This is a genomic window from Niabella aquatica (assembly GCF_054779315.1).
On record NZ_BAAGYM010000008.1, the window covers coordinates 197,452 to 215,140 of the forward strand.

At 42.1% G+C, this 17,689-nt stretch carries 20 protein-coding genes; 15 read left to right on the forward strand and 5 right to left on the reverse strand.

Annotation, left to right across the window (positions count from 1 at the left end):
* Nucleotides 1-33 precede the first annotated feature (33 nt).
* The 5 genes from ACYVBM_RS07800 (at nt 34) to ACYVBM_RS07820 (ending at nt 5,786) form a co-directional block, all read left to right on the forward strand.
* A complete protein-coding gene (locus tag ACYVBM_RS07800; protein ID WP_460685077.1) occupies nt 34-1,389 on the forward strand; it encodes a DUF5074 domain-containing protein in 1,356 nt (451 codons plus the stop codon).
* 144 nt (nt 1,390-1,533) lie between these two features.
* Nucleotides 1,534-1,932: a putative signal transducing protein gene (locus tag ACYVBM_RS07805; RefSeq protein WP_460685078.1), complete on the forward strand. Its 399-nt coding sequence runs from the start codon at nt 1,534-1,536 to the stop codon at nt 1,930-1,932.
* A gap of 87 nt (nt 1,933-2,019) precedes the next feature.
* Nucleotides 2,020-2,550, forward strand: coding sequence for an SRPBCC family protein (locus tag ACYVBM_RS07810; RefSeq protein ID WP_460685079.1), 531 nt, complete (start codon nt 2,020-2,022; stop codon nt 2,548-2,550).
* Between the two features lie 206 nt (nt 2,551-2,756).
* Complete coding sequence (locus ACYVBM_RS07815) at nt 2,757-3,146, forward strand: HYC_CC_PP family protein (RefSeq protein WP_460685080.1); 390 nt, start codon at nt 2,757-2,759, stop codon at nt 3,144-3,146.
* 99 nt (nt 3,147-3,245) lie between these two features.
* Nucleotides 3,246-5,786 carry a TonB-dependent receptor domain-containing protein gene (locus ACYVBM_RS07820; RefSeq protein ID WP_460685081.1) on the forward strand — a complete coding sequence of 847 codons (2,541 nt, stop codon included), beginning with the start codon at nt 3,246-3,248 and terminating at the stop codon, nt 5,784-5,786.
* A gap of 75 nt (nt 5,787-5,861) precedes the next feature.
* Here ACYVBM_RS07820 and ACYVBM_RS07825 read toward each other — a convergent pair whose 3' ends face one another.
* A complete protein-coding gene (locus tag ACYVBM_RS07825) occupies nt 5,862-6,035 on the reverse strand; it encodes a hypothetical protein (protein ID WP_460685082.1) in 174 nt (57 codons plus the stop codon).
* Between the two features lie 161 nt (nt 6,036-6,196).
* Between ACYVBM_RS07825 and ACYVBM_RS07830 the strand changes: the two genes are divergently transcribed.
* The 3 genes from ACYVBM_RS07830 to ACYVBM_RS07840 all read left to right on the forward strand — a co-directional run bounded on the left by ACYVBM_RS07830 (nt 6,197) and on the right by ACYVBM_RS07840 (nt 8,172).
* Complete coding sequence (locus ACYVBM_RS07830) at nt 6,197-6,430, forward strand: hypothetical protein (RefSeq protein WP_460685083.1); 234 nt, start codon at nt 6,197-6,199, stop codon at nt 6,428-6,430.
* A complete protein-coding gene (locus tag ACYVBM_RS07835) occupies nt 6,412-6,795 on the forward strand; it encodes a type II toxin-antitoxin system VapC family toxin (protein WP_460685084.1) in 384 nt (127 codons plus the stop codon). The genes ACYVBM_RS07830 and ACYVBM_RS07835 overlap by 19 nt, the downstream gene beginning before the upstream one ends.
* A gap of 75 nt (nt 6,796-6,870) precedes the next feature.
* Entirely contained in the window at nt 6,871-8,172 is a 1,302-nt protein-coding gene (locus tag ACYVBM_RS07840; RefSeq protein WP_460685085.1) for an ATP-binding protein, read from the forward strand.
* A gap of 11 nt (nt 8,173-8,183) precedes the next feature.
* Here the strand turns inward: ACYVBM_RS07840 and ACYVBM_RS07845 are convergent, their stop codons facing one another.
* On the reverse strand, nt 8,184-8,579 hold the full coding sequence (locus tag ACYVBM_RS07845; protein WP_460685086.1) for a type II toxin-antitoxin system VapC family toxin: 396 nt from the start codon (nt 8,577-8,579) through the stop codon (nt 8,184-8,186).
* Nucleotides 8,580-8,615: 36 nt separating this feature from the next.
* Nucleotides 8,616-8,798 carry a DUF6364 family protein gene (locus tag ACYVBM_RS07850; RefSeq protein ID WP_460685087.1) on the reverse strand — a complete coding sequence of 61 codons (183 nt, stop codon included), beginning with the start codon at nt 8,796-8,798 and terminating at the stop codon, nt 8,616-8,618.
* Nucleotides 8,799-8,939: 141 nt separating this feature from the next.
* Here ACYVBM_RS07850 and murA point away from each other — a divergent pair, with 141 nt between their 5' ends.
* The 3 genes from murA (at nt 8,940) to gmk (ending at nt 12,009) form a co-directional block, all read left to right on the forward strand.
* Nucleotides 8,940-10,244 carry a UDP-N-acetylglucosamine 1-carboxyvinyltransferase gene (gene murA, locus ACYVBM_RS07855; RefSeq protein WP_460685088.1) on the forward strand — a complete coding sequence of 435 codons (1,305 nt, stop codon included), beginning with the start codon at nt 8,940-8,942 and terminating at the stop codon, nt 10,242-10,244.
* Between the two features lie 103 nt (nt 10,245-10,347).
* Nucleotides 10,348-11,235 (forward strand): bestrophin family protein, encoded by an 888-nt coding sequence (locus ACYVBM_RS07860; protein ID WP_460685089.1) that lies wholly within the window; start codon nt 10,348-10,350, stop codon nt 11,233-11,235.
* A 198-nt stretch (nt 11,236-11,433) separates the two neighbouring features.
* The gene (gene gmk, locus ACYVBM_RS07865) at nt 11,434-12,009 is read left to right on the forward strand and encodes a guanylate kinase (RefSeq protein ID WP_460685090.1); all 576 of its coding nucleotides are present in this window, start codon (nt 11,434-11,436) and stop codon (nt 12,007-12,009) included.
* Nucleotides 12,010-12,028: 19 nt separating this feature from the next.
* Here gmk and ACYVBM_RS07870 read toward each other — a convergent pair whose 3' ends face one another.
* Both ACYVBM_RS07870 and ACYVBM_RS07875 read right to left on the reverse strand, forming a co-directional pair.
* A complete protein-coding gene (locus ACYVBM_RS07870; RefSeq protein WP_460685091.1) occupies nt 12,029-12,751 on the reverse strand; it encodes a hypothetical protein in 723 nt (240 codons plus the stop codon).
* Between the two features lie 50 nt (nt 12,752-12,801).
* Nucleotides 12,802-13,074: a hypothetical protein gene (locus ACYVBM_RS07875; RefSeq protein WP_460685092.1), complete on the reverse strand. Its 273-nt coding sequence runs from the start codon at nt 13,072-13,074 to the stop codon at nt 12,802-12,804.
* Between the two features lie 104 nt (nt 13,075-13,178).
* On the opposite strand from ACYVBM_RS07875, the gene ACYVBM_RS07880 reads away from it, so the two are divergent.
* The 4 genes from ACYVBM_RS07880 (at nt 13,179) to ACYVBM_RS07895 (ending at nt 17,505) form a co-directional block, all read left to right on the forward strand.
* A complete protein-coding gene (locus tag ACYVBM_RS07880) occupies nt 13,179-14,426 on the forward strand; it encodes a hemolysin family protein (protein WP_460685093.1) in 1,248 nt (415 codons plus the stop codon).
* Between the two features lie 151 nt (nt 14,427-14,577).
* Complete coding sequence (tatC, locus tag ACYVBM_RS07885) at nt 14,578-15,432, forward strand: twin-arginine translocase subunit TatC (RefSeq protein WP_460685094.1); 855 nt, start codon at nt 14,578-14,580, stop codon at nt 15,430-15,432.
* 11 nt (nt 15,433-15,443) lie between these two features.
* On the forward strand, nt 15,444-15,896 hold the full coding sequence (gene rpiB, locus ACYVBM_RS07890) for a ribose 5-phosphate isomerase B (RefSeq protein WP_460685095.1): 453 nt from the start codon (nt 15,444-15,446) through the stop codon (nt 15,894-15,896).
* Nucleotides 15,897-15,966: 70 nt separating this feature from the next.
* Entirely contained in the window at nt 15,967-17,505 is a 1,539-nt protein-coding gene (locus ACYVBM_RS07895) for a M28 family peptidase (RefSeq protein ID WP_460685096.1), read from the forward strand.
* Nucleotides 17,506-17,689 lie beyond the last annotated feature (184 nt).

The window sequence follows — 17,689 nt, forward strand, 5'->3', positions numbered from 1 at the left end:
TATTAACCATTATCAAACAAAGAATCAAAATTTATGAAGAGAAAAATTGTAGCGCTCAGCGCATTGTTAGCAGTGATCATCATATCCTGTTCAAAAGAAGATACTATTGTGCAGCCCCCTGCGGAATCGCCGCGCGTGGCAATAGAAAACCTGTTGGCCGAAACAGCGGTAGCACAGGAAGATACCTTGTACTTTAAAGCGAAAGTAAGCGAAGGTGCTGCTTACACCTGGTCGGTGGACGGTAAGGCCTTGGGCGTTACAGATTCTGTATTCAAATTTGTGTCTTCCGATATGGGCACACATAATATTTCGCTTACAGCAACCCATCAGGATAAACAATCTGCTGCACAGGTAACTATTACTGTTTACGGCAAATACAAATACGGCACATTTGTTTTGAATGAGGGCAATATGACCACCGAAAACGGATCGCTGATTTTTATCAGCCCGAAAGGTAAAGTTACAGACAGCGCTTATTTCAGGATCAACGGCTCATCTCTTGGCAATGTAACACAGGATCTGTTTATCTATAACGGGAAGATATACATCCTCTCCCAGAATGGTAAAACAAATGCGGTAGGTACCGGTTTTGAAAATGACGGGATGCTGGTAGTGGCCAACGCCGAAACGTTAAAAAAAGAAGCGGGTTACAATAACGAGCTAAGTGCCCTTAGCTGGCCTACGCATGTAGCTGTTTTAAACGAGCAAAATGTAATACTGCGCGATAATGCAGGGTTGTATCGCTTCAATACCACTACTAAAGCATTAACCTTTATAAAGGGCTCGAGGTCTGCTGCTAAAAGCACTATGGCCGTATCTAACAATAAAGTGTTTGCTCCTGCGGGAAGCAAAATTTATGTGGTGGAGGCAGATAAGGACACCATTTCTTATGCAATAGACATGAAGGCATCGGTAACCGGCGTTGTAAAAGCCGATGACGGGAACATCTGGGTGTCCACGACCGGCTCGCCTAATAAAATATCAAAAATCAATTATCGCGATTACTCTTTGATCAAAGCTAATGATATTACTACCGGAAACGTGGGCAATGGTGGTTTTGCAGCTACCCCAGGTATTACCGCCAAAAGTGATACGCTTTATTTCAGCAATTTAGGCACCAAAATTTACCGCCACGTGTTTAGCACAGGCACTACCGAGTTCCTAGTTGATGCAAAAACAATGGTAACCGATGCCAACATTGTTTATAATACCATAGCTGTACACCCGGTTACCGGTGAAGTATATCTGAATACCATAAAGGGTTACGGTGATTATTTAATCAACAAAATCAGTGTTTTCAATTTTACCAACGGAACTAAGTTAAGCGCCGATTACCGGAACTATACCCACTTTCCTGCAGGAATATTCTTTACAGATAATTTCGAATAACGATATTCCAACAGGAATTATTTACAATACAGCCGGTTTCTGTTGATTGCAGAAACCGGTTTTTATTTTAAACCCCGAAAGATTTCTGCCTCCTTATATAGCCTCCACTTTTCGTCGTTAAAGAAAATGATATAACTTTAAAAAATGAACTTTGTGATTGCCGCGGTATTCGATAACTATATTAATGCACACCTCACCTTAGGGCGCCTGCAGGAGGAAAATATCAACTGCTGGCTGAAGGATGAACATACCATAAGCATTTATCCCGGTTCTACTTTCGCGGCAGGTGGCATTAAGCTTATGGTGGCCGAACCCCAATTAGAAAGGGCTCTGACTTTAATAAATGAAGATAAGCCGGTAACCAATGATGAACATCTCTGTCCCTATTGTGGTTCCGGAAATATTGAAAAGGTCAGCACTCCGCGCAGGGACGGCAGCATATTGGGCGCTATAGCCAGTATTGTTTTAAACGCAGCAACTGCTTTGCCTGCAGACAAAATGTACCGTTGCGCCGATTGTGCTCGCGAATATGAAACAGGGTAAAATTCTTGCCAAATGACAAGCTATCCTCACCGGCAACTTTACTACTTTTAATGGCCGGAATTTTTTATCACCTAAATTTTGTTTGTCATGAGAATCTTAAAAAAAATATTATTAGCCATAGTGGCGGTTATCGTGTTATTGCTAATCGTGGCACTATTTGTAAAAAAAGATTTTTCCATTACCAGGGAAGTCGTAATTAATAAACCCATTGCTGAGGTCTTTAATTATGTAAAATATATTAAAAATCAGGACAATTTCAGCGTGTGGAACCAGTTAGATCCTAATATGAAAAAAAGCTATTCGGGTACCGATGGCACTCCGGGTTTTGTTTACGCATGGGAAGGCAATAAAGATGTGGGTAAAGGCGAACAGGAAATAAAAGCTATTGAAGAGAACAAAAGGGTAGACATTGAACTACGATTTAAAGAACCCATGGAAGGCACTAACCAGTCGGCAATCATCACCACTCCGGTTGACGCAGGTAAAACGAAAGTGCAGTGGGGCTTTTACGGCTCCAGCCCATACCCGTTCAACCTGATGAACCTTTGCATGGGTTCAATGGTAGGCGGCGATCTGCAAAAGAACCTGGACAACCTCAAAAATGTATTAGAGCAATAAATTTAGCCGAACGATCTGATATTAAACACCGCCGCTGTTCGAAGCGAGATATTCCTCTGTCGCTTTCGGCGACTTTTTATGCAGAAAGGTTTATACACCCCTGCCCGCTTGTCAAGCCTAAATAAAGGAAACCATATTCCAAAATTTTATAAAGGAAGAAAGAAATTTTACAACTCCTTAGGATAACTTTCTGCTACCTTTGCAGGGTGAAAAAGGTGCTCATACTTGCAATATTAATGGTATATGGCCTCGCCAGTTTTGGGGTAAGCCTGAACTATTTTTATTGCTGTGGTAACCTGGAAACGGTATCGCTTTCAATAACCGATGTACAGGAAGCCGCCGATCATTGCCCCATGGGCGATAAAAATGGCTGCTGCGAAAACAAGACCGTCAATCACAAAATATCCCTTGATCAAAATACACAGTCAACACTATTTTACAGTGCCCTGCAACTGATGCCGGCTGTATTACCGGTACCTTCTTTCCTTGCCAGGGAGAACATTTTTTATGCTAACCTTCCGGCTCCTGCTTACAAAAAGCCTCCGCCCATTTTACCCAACACCAATATTGTGTTTTTAAGCGTTTTTCGTATTTGATACCCGCGTTGTTTTACAAGGTAAATTGGCTAAGCGGCCATATTGCCATTGCAATCTGTAATGCCTCAGGCATATCGTATCAAACACAAAAACAGTTATATGTACAAGTATATAGGGGTATTGGCGCTGATGATATTTAGCTTAAACGTTCAGGCCCAAAAGAAAAATCAAACAACAGAAACCTTTAAAGTATTGGGCGCATGCGAAATGTGCAAGCATCGTATAGAGACCACTTTAACAGATAATAAAGTCGTTTCGGCCAACTGGGATACTAAAACCCATATCGTTACCGTAACATACGACAGCACCAAAACATCGAAAGATAAATTACAAAAAAAGCTGGCCGACGCCGGTCATGATAACGAAGCATATAAAGCAGATGAGGCCACTTACGCAAAGCTGCCGGCCTGCTGTCACTACAACAGGAGCGAAGATTTTTCGGCGGCCCCAAAAGAAAAACTCACTCAAACCGTTTCCGGCGTAGTGCTGGAAGAAACGATCAAAGGCAAGCTCAACCCCATTTCCAATGCTACTATTAAAAGCCTGCACAGCAACGAGCATTTTGTTACAGACAGCACAGGCGTTTTCCATATACAAAGTGAGTTGCCTACGCACCTGGTGATCAGCTATGTAGGCTTTAAGCCTGATACCATCAGCGTTACCAGCCCCGATCTGCTGACCATTATTTTAAAAAACGGCCAGTCGGGGGAATTGAAAGAGGTCGTAGTAACGGCCAATAACCGTTCCACCCGCGTATCTACCCGCAGCGTTACCAATACGCTGCTGCTGGGAGCAGAGGAGCTCACCAAAGCCGCCTGTTGCAATCTGTCTGAAAGCTTTGAAACCAGCCCCTCTGTGGATGTAAGCTACAGCGATGCCGTTACCGGTATGAAACAAATACAAATGCTGGGTTTATCAGGCAATTATACACAGCTTATCACTGAAAATATTCCCGAAATAAAAGGGCTGGCAGGCAGTTACGGTCTTACGTTTATTCCCGGCCCGTGGATAGAAGGCATACAGCTTACCAAAGGAACCGGCTCGGTAGCCAATGGTTATGAAAGTATCGCCGGGCAGATAAATATAGAAGAAAAAAAGCCCGATAATTCGGAAAGGCTTTTACTGAACACTTATGTAAACAGCATGGGAAGGATGGAAACCAACCTGAACCTGGCACAGCGGCTTAACAGCAAATGGAGTGTGGGCCTGCTGAGCCATGCCAATGGGGTGGTGATGAAGAACGATGTGCAGAAGGACGGGTTTTTAGATATCCCGCTGGGCAGGCAGATCAACCTGATCAATCGCTGGAAATATATGGATAATAACGGCTGGATAGGCCAGCTGGCCATCAAAGTGCTGAATGATAAGCGTACTGCCGGACAGGTGGATTATGATAAGGATACTGACCGCGGCACTACCCGTCATTACGGCGTTGGTATCAACAATGAACAGTATACCTTAACAGGAAAGCTTGGCTATGTATTTCCGCAGCATAAATACAAAAGTATCGGCGTTATGTTTTCGGCTGGCAGCTATACCAACGATTCCTATTACGGGCTGACGAATTACCTGGGCAAGCAAAAATCGGTTTATGCCAACCTGATATACCAGTCTATTATCAGCAATACGGCGCATAAGTTCAGGACAGGACTTAGTTTTTCTAACGAGCAATATGATGAAACATTCAACACAGCTCTGTACAAGCGCACAGAAACCGTTCCGGGAGCATTTTTTGAATACACTTATACCGCCCCCGAAAAGTTCTCAGCCATTGTAGGCATCCGCGAAGATTATCATAATGAGTTCGGGTGGATCACCACGCCAAGGGTCAATTTAAAATATGATTTTACGCCTAAAACAAATCTTCGTCTTTCAGCAGGCTCGGGATTCAGGATGGCCAATATTTTTGCCGAAAATGCAGGCGTATTTGTAAGTTCGCGTCAATACGAGATACTCAATCCTTCCAACAGCTATGGTTATGGGTTAGAGCCGGAAAAAGCATGGAATTTTGGCGCTAATTTTATTCATAACTTCCTGTTAAACGACCGTAAAGGTTCCATCGCCTTAGACGCGTATCATACTAAATTTAAAAATCAAACTATCGCAGACCTGGATGCCAGTCCGCAAAAAATAGCTTTCTACAACCTCGATGGCAAATCGTACAGCAACAGCCTGCAGGCCGAGATGAACTACGAGCTGTTTAGCAAATTCGATGTACGCATGGCATACCGCTGGCTTGATGTACAAACCACTTATCATGGCACGCTGATGGAAAAGCCTTTTGTGGCGCCGCATCGGGCTTTTGCGAACCTTGCTTACGAAACCAGCAACAAGTGGAAGTTCGATTATACTGCCCAGTGGTTAAGCAGCAAGCGCATTCCTTCTACAGCCGGTAACCCTCCTGCATTACAGCTGGATGACTATTCGCCTTCGTTCATACAGATGGCAGCGCAGGTTACCAAGATCTTTAATAATAAATGGGAAGTATATATAGGCAGCGAAAATCTTACCAATTATATACAGCCCAACCTGATACTGGATGCACAAAATCCCTTTGGGCCGCACTTTGACGGCTCGATGATATGGGGCCCGGTAGTAGGCCGGATGGTTTATGCAGGTATGAGGTTTACGCTGAAATAGGGCTCGCTGAATAGCTGCCACGAATGCACGAATATTTGTGTATTCGTGGCAATATTTTCTGCTTTGATAATCCATTCAAAATGCTTTCGAGTTAATCAGCAGGTCCGAAACAGGTGTTACTTCCCGCATATATATTAAATGAGATGCTTCTAACAGCTTTATCATTAGCGTATAAAAATGCAAAGTATCCAGTTCTGTGCCACTGCCGTGCATACTTAATGCATATTCAGGAAAAAGTTGGAAAGGCAAAAGCGAAAAAGTTTAAAATAGCCGTTCGGTATTTCTGGTTGTCTTTTATGTAAATGCGGTTGACTTTTATTAAATTTGATAAAGTAGTTGAATTGTATGAATGTTTATTAAAAAGTGAAAAGCTGGAGCTTTTTTATTAAAAAATAACATAGCAAAAAGATATGATACGCACAATAGTAAGACCAAAGTCGAATGAAATTACGCTGGATATTCCGGAAGAATATATAGGCAAAGAAATTGAGATTACCTATCTCACCCTTGATGAGTTATACGGAGAGAAACAAAAACCTGAAAAGTCAATGAAAGATTTTTGGGGTACAATTTCTGATGAGGCAGCATCAAAATTTCATAATTATATAAAACAATCAAGGGACGAATGGGAAAGGCGTATTTGATAGACTCTAATGTTGTGATAGACTTTTGTAATGGCAAGCTACCTGCAGGCGGACGGGACTTATTATTTACTATTGAACAACCTATTATTTCAGTAATAACGCATATTGAAGCATTAGGGTTTGTAGCAATAGAAAAAGAAGAAGAACAGAAGTTAAAGAGTTTTTTGGCATTTGCGCGTATTATACCGCTTGATTTGCATGTATCAACGAAAACTATTGAGTTGAAGCAGCGGCATCGCATAAAGTTACCCGATGCAGTAATAGCTGCAACAACATTGTTGCATGATTATGTTTTATTAACACGCAATACGGATGATTTTGCAAATATTAATGGATTGGAAATAATTAATCCCTGGAAAATTTGAAAAGACGGCCATCAAAAAAAGCGGCGGACAGTAAAAAATAAATGCATTAATTGAACAAATGATCTCTCAAATGAGTTGAGTTTTTGCCCCTTTGCTATCTTTGAAAAAATAAAGTGCCGGAATGTCCGCAGCAAAGGCGGGAAAGTATACATTGGACTTGATGATGCCGGCAAGCCGGTAAAAGGCTTTACAACCGGGGCAGAAACCCTGCAAAAATGGATCAACGAAGTAAAACAGAAAACACAGCCCGGTATTATACCGGATGCCGAAATAGTTTCCATTGGTGGTGTAAAGATTGGGGTTTTATCTATTAAAGAATTCCCGGTAAAGCCAGTTGGCTTTAAAGGCCGCTTTTATCGCAGGGTGGGCAATGCCAATCACCAGTTATCTACATCAGAAATCAGCAACCTGTACTTTGAATCGCTTCAGCTTTCATGGGACTCTTATCCCTGGCCGGAAGCAACAGGTAAGGATATTAATGAAAAGAAAGTGCTGGAGTTTATTAAAAAGGTAAATGCCAGCGGACGTTTTACTTTACCGGCGAACCCGCAAAAGGCATTGGCAATGCTGAAACTAATGCGTGGCGGAAAACCTACCAATGCCGTAATGATACTGTTTTCTAAAGAGAATTTATTTTTCAATGTGCATGTAGGCAGGTTCAAAACAGATTCGCTCATCATAGATGAGAAGATGATCAACGGTAACCTTTTTGACGTGCTTAGAGAAACAATACAGTTCATTACTTCTCACCTGAAAGTAGCATTTGAAATCACGGGCGCTACTACCCAACGTACCGAAATTTTTGAATACCCGCTGGAAGCTATACGGGAACTGGTATTGAATGCATTGATACACTGGGATTATACTTCATCCTCTGATGTACAAATAAAAATCTTTGACCAGTCTGTATTTTTTTATAACCCGGGCAAACTGTATGGCAATATTTCTATTAAGGATTTAAAGAAAAATAACTACACCTCCCAGCTAAGGAACAAGCTGATAGCAGAAGCATTTTACCTTACCAGGGAAATTGAAAAATATGGTACGGGGTTTTCCCGTATAAACGAGGCTATAAAAGAATACCCTACCATGCGCTTTTCGTATAAAGAGCAGGGTGATGGCTTTGTAGCCGAACTGCGATATTCAAAACAGAAAATCAGCGAAACTGTGGAGAAAACTGTGGAGAAAACTGTGGAGAAAACGGAAGACACCATAATTGCCTTGATGCAGTCAAACCCCAAAATAAGTGTGTCTGCTATACAAAAATCTACTGGCTTAAGCAGGCGCGGCGTGGAATGGAACATTAATAAACTGAAAAATGAGGGACGATTAAAACGCATTGGTCCCGATAGAGGGGGGCATTGGGAAGTCCTGTAAAGAAGCAACAGCTATCTTTGTGCCGTAATGCCCGCAGCGCTAAAAGAAAACGAACATACCGAATTTAAAAGCAGCTTTTGTTTTTTGAAATCCTTTTTATTTCGGGTGATTATAATATATGTATTATGTTCGGTTGCTGTATAAAACTGAATGGCGTCTTCAAAATTTTTTAAGTCAGAAGTCAGTGCTAATTCAATTACTTTATCATCCAAAGGCAAAACCTCGACTAAAACTTCAAATTGAGATAGTATTTTTCTTGCATCATTAGAGTTGTAGTGTTTAGGAAGTAGAAAATGAGTATTTGCTACTGTCAGCGATGAAACAAATAGCTTCACTTTCTTCTTGTCAGCCAGTGTAAATAACTCCTGAGCCTCTTCAAAAAGTTTCTCTTTTTTGTAAAAGGTCAATTACGATGTTTGTATCAACAAAAAGCTTGCCCATAATTACGAATATTTTTGATCTAAATATTCATAGTAATCATTTTTATAATCGTTGCCTTCTTTTGGAATTACACGCGTCAAACGCTCAATAAAAGGGCTTACTTTAATATCTTTTTCTTCTTTTTTTGTCAAGGAATTTAAGTAGTTTTCCCAAATTAGTCTCTTACTATTAAGAATTGTTTGCATCTCCAATCATGCCAGGCGATTCCTAAATATACATAATAACCTCTAACTTCACAAAATCTCCAACACCGAATTTTTCATTTACCCCAAAACAGCATCAATCTGTTTTCCGCCTATCTTCGTTTTTATAAAACCACATAATTAATGAACGTATTTGAAGTATACGGAGGAAAGAAATTACAGGGAGAAATTATACCGCAGGGAGCCAAGAACGAAGCCCTGCAAATCATCAGCGCCGTGTTGCTGACGCCGGAAGAAGTGACTATTGGCAATATACCCGATATACTGGATGTGAACCTGCTGATAGAGTTATTATCAGAAATGAATGTGAAAGTGAACCGGGTAAGCAGGAGCGCCTGTACTTTTAAAGCCGATGATGTAAATATAGATTACCTGCATAGCGCTGAGTTTAAAAAGAAAAGCGGCAGGCTGCGCGGAAGTGTAATGCTGGCGGGAGCCATGCTGGCAAGGTACAAAAAAGCGTTCATCGCCAGGCCGGGAGGCGATAAAATCGGCCGCAGAAGATTAGATACACACATAATAGGGTTTCAAAAATTAGGGACCAGCTTAGATTACAACCAGGAAGACGGCTTTTTTCATCTGACCACCCAGGAGCTGAAAGGAACGTACATGCTGCTGGATGAGCCATCTGTTACCGGTACTGCCAACATTGTAATGGCAGCCACCATGGCTACCGGAACTACCACCATCTATAATGCCGCTTGCGAACCCTACCTGCAGCAATTATGCAAAATGCTGAACCGTATGGGAGCTAAAATAAGCGGTATCGGCAGCAATTTGCTCACTATAGAAGGAGTAGATTACCTGGGCGGGACGATGCATACCATGCTGCCCGATATGATAGAAGTAGGCTCTTTTATCGGCCTGGCAGCAATGACCCAAAGCGATATAACCATAAAGAATGCGGGTATCAATGACCTGGGTATTATTCCTGATAAATTTAAGCAATTGGGTATTGCTATGGATTTCCGGGGAGATGATATTTATATCCCATCGCAGGAAAGCTATACCATACAAAAGTATTTTGATGGAGGAGTGCTTACCATTTACGATCACCCCTGGCCGGGTTTTACACCAGACCTGCTAAGCATTGTGCTGGTAACCGCTATACAGGCTAATGGCAGTGTGCTGATCCATCAAAAAATGTTTGAAAGCCGCTTGTTTTTTGTAGATAAGCTGATAGAAATGGGTGCACAGATTATTTTGTGCGACCCTCACCGGGCTGTAGTGATCGGGCTGGAGCGAGAGACCAAACTGCGTGGAATAACCATGAGCAGTCCTGATATTCGTGCCGGCGTGGCTTTGCTGATTGCAGCACTGAGCGCAGAAGGGAAAAGCGTTATTCAGAATATTGAGCAGATAGACAGGGGTTATCAGCATATTGATACAAGGTTACAGGCATTGGGGGCAGATATACGAAGAGTTTAAGTTAAAACATTTACAGGCTTACTAGTTGAAAAGTTGCTGGCCCTGTTAACTTATAAACTTTTCCGCCTGTACTTTTTTCCACCTCAACCGATCAACAAAAACCATGCGCTACTACAATACAAAAGACTGGACCAATGTACTTTTTAAAGTAACCAAAGCCGATGTGCTGAATAAGCTTTGGTGGATTTTAATAGTAATTGCCGCTTATGCTGCCGGCATTGCTTACCTGGAGCTGGAATACTGGAATCTTTCAAATAAAAGCATTATTAAAAACCTGCCCATTATGCATTCATTGCTGGGGTTTGCCATTTCTTTAGTATTGGTGTTTAGAACCAATACGGCATATGACCGCTGGTGGGAGGGCCGTAAACTTTGGGGAGCACTGGTAAACAATTCCCGCAACCTGGCGCTGAAATTGTCCGTGGTTTTGCGCGAAGACCAGCAGGAAGAAAGGGCTTTTTTCAGGGGGATAATTCCGGGTTATGCGCAGGCTTTGCATCAGCATCTATTAAAAGAAAGAACGCGCATTATGCTCTTTGACGAAAGTGAGCAAACCCAAAAGATCCTTTCAGCCATAGATAAAGAAAAGCATGTGCCCAACCAGGTAGCCGGCTTAATATATGAACACGTAAAAAAACTTTATCGGGAAGGCTCGATAAGTGGGGAAGTGCTCTTGTTTTTAAATAGCGAGCTGCAGTCATTTACCGATATTTGCGGGGCTTGTGAGCGCATTAAAAACACGCCGATCCCTTCTTCCTACGGGATTTTCATTAAACGGTTTGTGCTCATTTATCTGCTAACGCTGCCTTGGGGTTATGTTTTCCAGTTAGGGTATTGGGTGGTTCCCGTGGTTGTTTTCATTACTTATGTCTTAGCCAGTCTTGAACTGATTGCTGAAGAAATTGAAGATCCCTTCGGCGGCGATGAGAACGATCTGCCCACATACAAGATGGCAGATAACATAAGAAAAAGTGTTGAAGAGATTTTATAAATCAATTGCCGGATTGATGGTTTTCTGCATATTAACCGGTAGCTGCGAAAGATTTTTATTCTTGACATTCGTGTCGTACTTTGTTAGTATAACAAAGGGGGCTAATCCCCAAAATCAGCCTGACGCACAGGCGCCGGAATTCTTGGTATCATCCTTTCAAATTTTTTACTCCCATCACAATTGCCGTAATTTGCGTATATGGCTTCTTTTAATAAAAAAATAATCATTATTACAGCACCATCCGGTGCCGGCAAAACATCCATAACCCGTTATTTGCTTGAAAAATTCCCGCAGCTGTCATTCTCTGTTTCCGCTGCTACGCGGGAACCCCGCGACTATGAAGTAGACGGAAAAGATTATTATTTTATGACCGTGGAAGCGTTTCAGCAAAAAATACAGAAAAGCGATTTTGTGGAGTGGGAAATGGTGTATGAAGGGAAATATTATGGCACTTTAAAAACAGAGCTGGACCGGCTGTGGAAAGAAAAAAAATACCCGTTGCTGGATATTGATGTAAAGGGAGCCATCCATGTACAGCAGCAATATCCCCAAACCTCTTTATCTGTATTTATAGAGCCGCCTTCGGTAAGAGAGCTGGCCCGCAGGCTGGCCAGCCGTGGTACAGAAACAGAAGAGTCTTTACAAACCCGTGTTAATAAGGCCGAATATGAGATGTCATTCAGCGATCATTTCGATCATTTAATCGTTAACGATGATTTGCAGGAAGCCTGCGAAGAGGCCGAAAAGCTGATTGCAGCATTCCTGGCAAAATAGCTGCATTTTCTGTATCACATCAGGTATGACCGAGCCTCGGATCATCATACAGGTCATTTACCTGTTTGGGATTGCTCCGCTTCAGCGTACCCAGATCTACTCTTTTTTCTTCCCGTGTGCCGTTTTCATGTTCCGTGTAGCTGTTAAAAAAAATCAGTCCGTCTGATATAAGCTCGAAACCTCCGGTTTCACCATCGGGTTCTCGGCTGTCTAATGAGCGAATAAAAGATTCGTTACCTGCAGCTGCATATTCAACAACATTACATCTAAGGTTAATATGATGAAAGGTGTTGCCCTCATAAATGCTGACACTTATAAGCGGATCATAAACGCCGGAGCTGTTCATAGTGATCTTGGTGCCGTCGGGAAAAATAAGGGAGCGAACATTGCCAAGTCTGTCCTTGATATGCTTCCCGTTCAGGTTTTCATGCGTGCCTGCATTTTTCCCGTCTTTTTCACCCCAAAGTTCAATCATGAATCCTGAATAGTCCTTGTGCGTGATCTGGATAGAAAGCGGATGAATGAAAATTTTGCCGCCACCGGCTGTAACATAGGTATAGGATTGGTCAGATACCGAATAAGTTAGTTTCCCCTGGGTTGCTGCAGCTTTGCAGGTGCCTAATACAGGTAGCTGCCCTGCTATCGCTTCTTTATTTTTTTTACAGGAGGCAGCTGATAGCAAAAAAGCACCCGCAAATAAGGCCAGGACCTTTATTGTTTGAGTGATCTTTGTATAATACATAGTAATTGATTTTAATTTATTGTAAGATTAAAAATATTACATCATCGCCGTTAAAGTTCCCGCTCAGAACAGTAAGATTGCTTGGGGGATCGCGCCGAGGCTATCCCAATCTGATCGTCAGGCGCTGACTGGTTAATCATTAACAGGATATCACCGCTGGCGGTAGGCCGGCTAAGCCCATCCTTGATGCCGGCGCCGCCCATCGATACATAACGTATGGTTTGCGCTGTTGCCTCCGTCACAGATAGCAAGAGCGGTATTGTTAGAAATAAGATGTTCCTGATCATTACAAAACTTAATCGCGAGAACAGTACAGAGGTCATCAACAGGCTGGTTTTTTTGTAAAAAATTTTCAGCAGGAACGCTACCATTTAAGATTACACCCCTAAACGTTCAAAATTTAAAAAGCCCTTTGTATCTTTAGAATATGGACATAACACTTATTGCCTGGTCTGCCTCGCTGCTATTTATGATGTTTTTTGCAGGAATAGAGATGGCTTTTTACAGCGCCAGCCGGCTGAATATAGAGCTAAAAAGAAAGCAGGACACGATACGGGGAAACCGGCTGGGACGATTTATAGATTCGCCGGCTGTTTTTTTGGGAGTTGCCATTACTGGCTATATTATTGCGCTGACCATTTTTGTATTGCTTACTGCAGAAGTGGCGGCCCCGGTATGGAAACGGTTTAATATCAGCTCGCGCGGAATGCAGATTTTCCTGGAAATACTCTTTAATGTGCTGGTGGCGCTGATTTTTGCAGAGTTCCTGCCCAGGGCTGTTTTCAGGGCCAAAAGTAACTCTTTATTAAGCCGGCTTTCTTTTATTGCCGATATTTTTTACCAGCTTTTTTCACCGCTGGTAAAAGGCATGTTTAAGCTTACCAACTGGATCTTAAAATATGTTTTCAATGTAAGGCTAGATAAAAACAAGTCCCCTCTTAGCAAAAACGAGCTCCGTTTTGCGTTTTCCGACGGGGAAAAAGACCATCTTAAACAGGAAACCAGCACGCAGCTCCTTGAAAATGCGCAGGAGCTTCCTTATATCAGGATCAAACAATGTATGGTTCCCCGTAAAGAGGTTATTGGGGTAGACGTTAAAACCCCCGTTAATGAGCTTTTACAAAAGTTTATTGAAAGCAAGCGTACGCGTATTATTATTTATGAAGATTCGATCGATAATATTTTAGGGTATGTGCATCAGCTCGATCTGTTTAAAAAGCCGGCAGATATAAGAAGCATACTCATCAGCATTCTGGCCGTACCGCAAAGTATGAATGCCGTAGACCTTATTTATAAATTCAGTAGCGAAGCTAAAAGCATCGCGTGGGTAGTAGATGAATTTGGTGGAACTGCCGGTATCATCACTATGGAAGATGTGCTGGAAGAACTGTTTGGAGAGATATGGGACGAGTACGATACCGAACAGTTTGTGGAAAAGCAGATCGCAGAAGGAGAGTATATTTTTTCGGGAAGGCTGGAACTGGACTATATTGAAAAAAAATATGATTTAAGATTTGAAGGCCATGACACCGAAACGCTTTCGGGATATATTATCAATCATCACGAAACCATACCCACACAAAAAGAGCGCATTATTATAGATGATTATGAGTTTGATATACTGGGCGTAACTCATACCCGTATTGAGATGGTAAAGCTGAGGAAACTGAAATAGAAAAGGAATGGCAGGCTACCGGTTCCAGATTTCAGGGGCTTGGGTTTACGCTTTGTTCTAAATACCTGACAGATATTTCTGCTCGCCACTCACTACTCACCATTGTCTATTGACCATAAAGCTGCATCTTTGCGTACTTATTTTTACACACATGGCTTTAATGGATTTTTTGAATAAACGAAACGGCTCCGAGGATGAAATGTCATTTATTGATCACCTGGAGGTATTGCGATGGCATCTTATACGCTCGGTAATAGCCGTTGCGGTATGTGCTATCACGGTTTTTATTTTTACCGATTTTTTTGTGAATGACATTATTTTCGGCCCTACCAGGCAAAGCTTTATTTCTGTAAAATGGATGTGCGAAATGGGGCAAAAAGTGGGAGTGGGCGATGCACTTTGCTTTAAACCAACAAAAGTAGAGTTTCAGGAAAACACCCTCACCGGTCAGTTCATTGCCAACTTTACGGTAGCCTTTGTGGGTGGATTTGTATTGGCTTTTCCTTACATATTTTGGGAAATCTGGCGTTTTGTAAAACCCGCTTTATCAAATAAAGAGAGAGGGCAAACAAGCGGTATTATATTTTGGGTGTCTGTGTTGTTTTTTATAGGTGTGGCATTTGGTTATTTTATTCTTACACCATTAATGGTAAACTTCTATTTTAATTATAAGCTGAGCGACATGATTGAAATACGGCCACTGTTTACCGATTATTTAGAGAATCTTATATATACAACAGTAGGCATCGGCTTGTTATTTCAGTTGCCTTTATTGATTCTTTTACTGGCAAAGGCTGGTATTGTAACGGCGGCCACGCTGCGCAAATTCAGGCGTCATGCTTTTGTTGTAATTTTGATAGCTGCGGCTATAATAACACCCACAACAGACCCGTTCAGCCTCGCTGTTGTGGCTGCGCCGCTGTACCTGCTTTTTGAAATAAGCATATACCTTGCTGCCAGGGGTGAAAAAAAGAATGCAGACCAATCGATCCAGGAGTGGAGTTAAATGTAATTGTTATGGAAACCATATTTGATCTTAAAAAGCCAATAGCTATAGGCTCAGACCATGCGGGGTTTGAAATGAAAGAATTTGTTATTTCATTTATAGAAGGCCGGGAGCTCAATTTTAAGGATTTTGGAACATCTTCTTCAGACAGGGCCGATTATACCGATTTCGCCCATCCGGTGGCCAGCGCTGTTGAAAGCGGCGAATACGCATTGGGCATTTTACTATGCGGAAGCGGTAATGGTGTGGCTATTGCAGCCAATAAACACCAGGGTATCCGCGCTGCGCTTTGCTGGGATGATGAAATAGCGGCTCTTGCCCGGAAGCATAACAATGCCAATATTCTTTGCATTCCGGCCCGTTTTATTTCGGAAGATGTAGCAGGAGAAATGATAGAAGTGTTTATAAATACCGCATTTGAAGGCGGACGGCATGAAGACCGGGTTAAAAAAATAGCGCTTTGATGGCCTGTTCATAGTGAATAAAGACGGGTCAAGCCATTCTTTAATATCTCACCTATAATTATACTATCATATGATAAAAGGCATATTTCTATTGGCTGGCGTATTTTCATGTGCCGGCATTCAGGCCCAAAAAATAGCAGATCCCGTACCCTATGCAGCAACAATAACTGCTGCCGATCTTAAAAAGCACTTGAGCATTATTGCCAGCGCCGAAATGGAGGGCCGGGATACACCATCTCCGGGGCTTGAAAAAGCGGCTGCATATATCGAATCCCAATTTCGGGGCTTTGGTGTACAGCCTGGTAATAAAGGGAGCTACCGGCAGTATTACAATCTGGAAAAGGACAGTGCCTCAACAATTTCGCTTCATATTGGCGGTATAAGCTTTACTCCGGGGCAGGACTTTGCCCCCTGGCTGCAAATGCCGCAGCAAGCTGATCTTGATTTTTCTGAATATATCTTTGTTGGTTATGGAATTGTTGATGAGAACAGGGACGATTATAAAAATATTGATGTAAAAGGAAAGCTGGTTGTTTTGCTCAATGGCCAGCCGGATAACTTTACCACCAGTAAACCCCGCCGGCAATCGCCGGCATTTACTGCCAACAAAATCGCCAATGCTGAAAAGAAAGGCGCTGCTGCTGTTTTAATTATGTCAGAAGTACTTCCCTCCATGCAAATGCTGAATAATGCCTACAGGCCCATGCCGCATTCGGCGGCACAGCAGGAAAGCAGTGCCATCCCTGTATTTTATATCAATGATAATGTTGTTTCTAAAACGGGCCGTAATATTAAAGAAATTAAAACGTTAGTTGGTTCTCTAATAATTGACCCGGTTGTAAGACCTGTAAAAACTGCGATAAGATATACTTCGGGCCGGAAGGTAGCCACGGTAAGCAATGTGATCGGTGTTGTAGAGGGATCGGATAAAAAAGAGGAATACCTTTTTATTACGGCTCACTACGATCATGTAGGCATGGATGAAAAAGGGAATATTTATTACGGCGCTGATGATGACGGGTCGGGAACTGTTGCTGTAATGGAAATGGCTGAAGCCTTTGCCAAAGCAAAAAAAGAAGGAAAGGGGCCGCGCAGAACCGTGGTGTTTATGCTGGTAAGCGGCGAGGAAAAAGGCTTGTGGGGTTCGGAGTATTATTCTGAGCACCCTGTATATCCCCTGGAAAAAACCACCGCCGACTTGAATATAGATATGATTGGCCGGATAGATACTGAAAGGATGCTGGCAGATACCCTGAACTATGTATATGTGGTCGGCCATAATAAGCTGAGCACCGATCTGCCCCTTATAAACGAAGGCATGAACAATAAGTATACGAAGCTGGTGCTTGATTATAAATTTGATGATCCCAAAGATCCTAACAGGATCTATTACCGGAGCGACCATTATAATTTTGCCAGGAAAGGGGTACCGGTTCTTTTCTTTTATGATGGGATGCTGCAAGCCGACTATCATCAACCAACAGATACTATCGATAAGATCAATTTCCCATTATTGACCAAAAGAGCGCAAATGATCTTCTATACGGCATGGGAAATGGCTAACAGGAACGAGTTACTAAAAAGAAATTTAAAATTGGCCCAGGAATAATGTAACTTCCGGCTACGCATGATATATGGAAAAACCGAAACCCATCATAAAAAAGGGACGCATGTTGCGCCCCTTTTTGTTTATAAAGAATATTCTATAATCATCTTTCTTTAATCTTTTTTATTCATCTCCTAAAATGATCGTAAACTGAATGCCGGGCAGAACAATCATAAAGGTGTTGTTT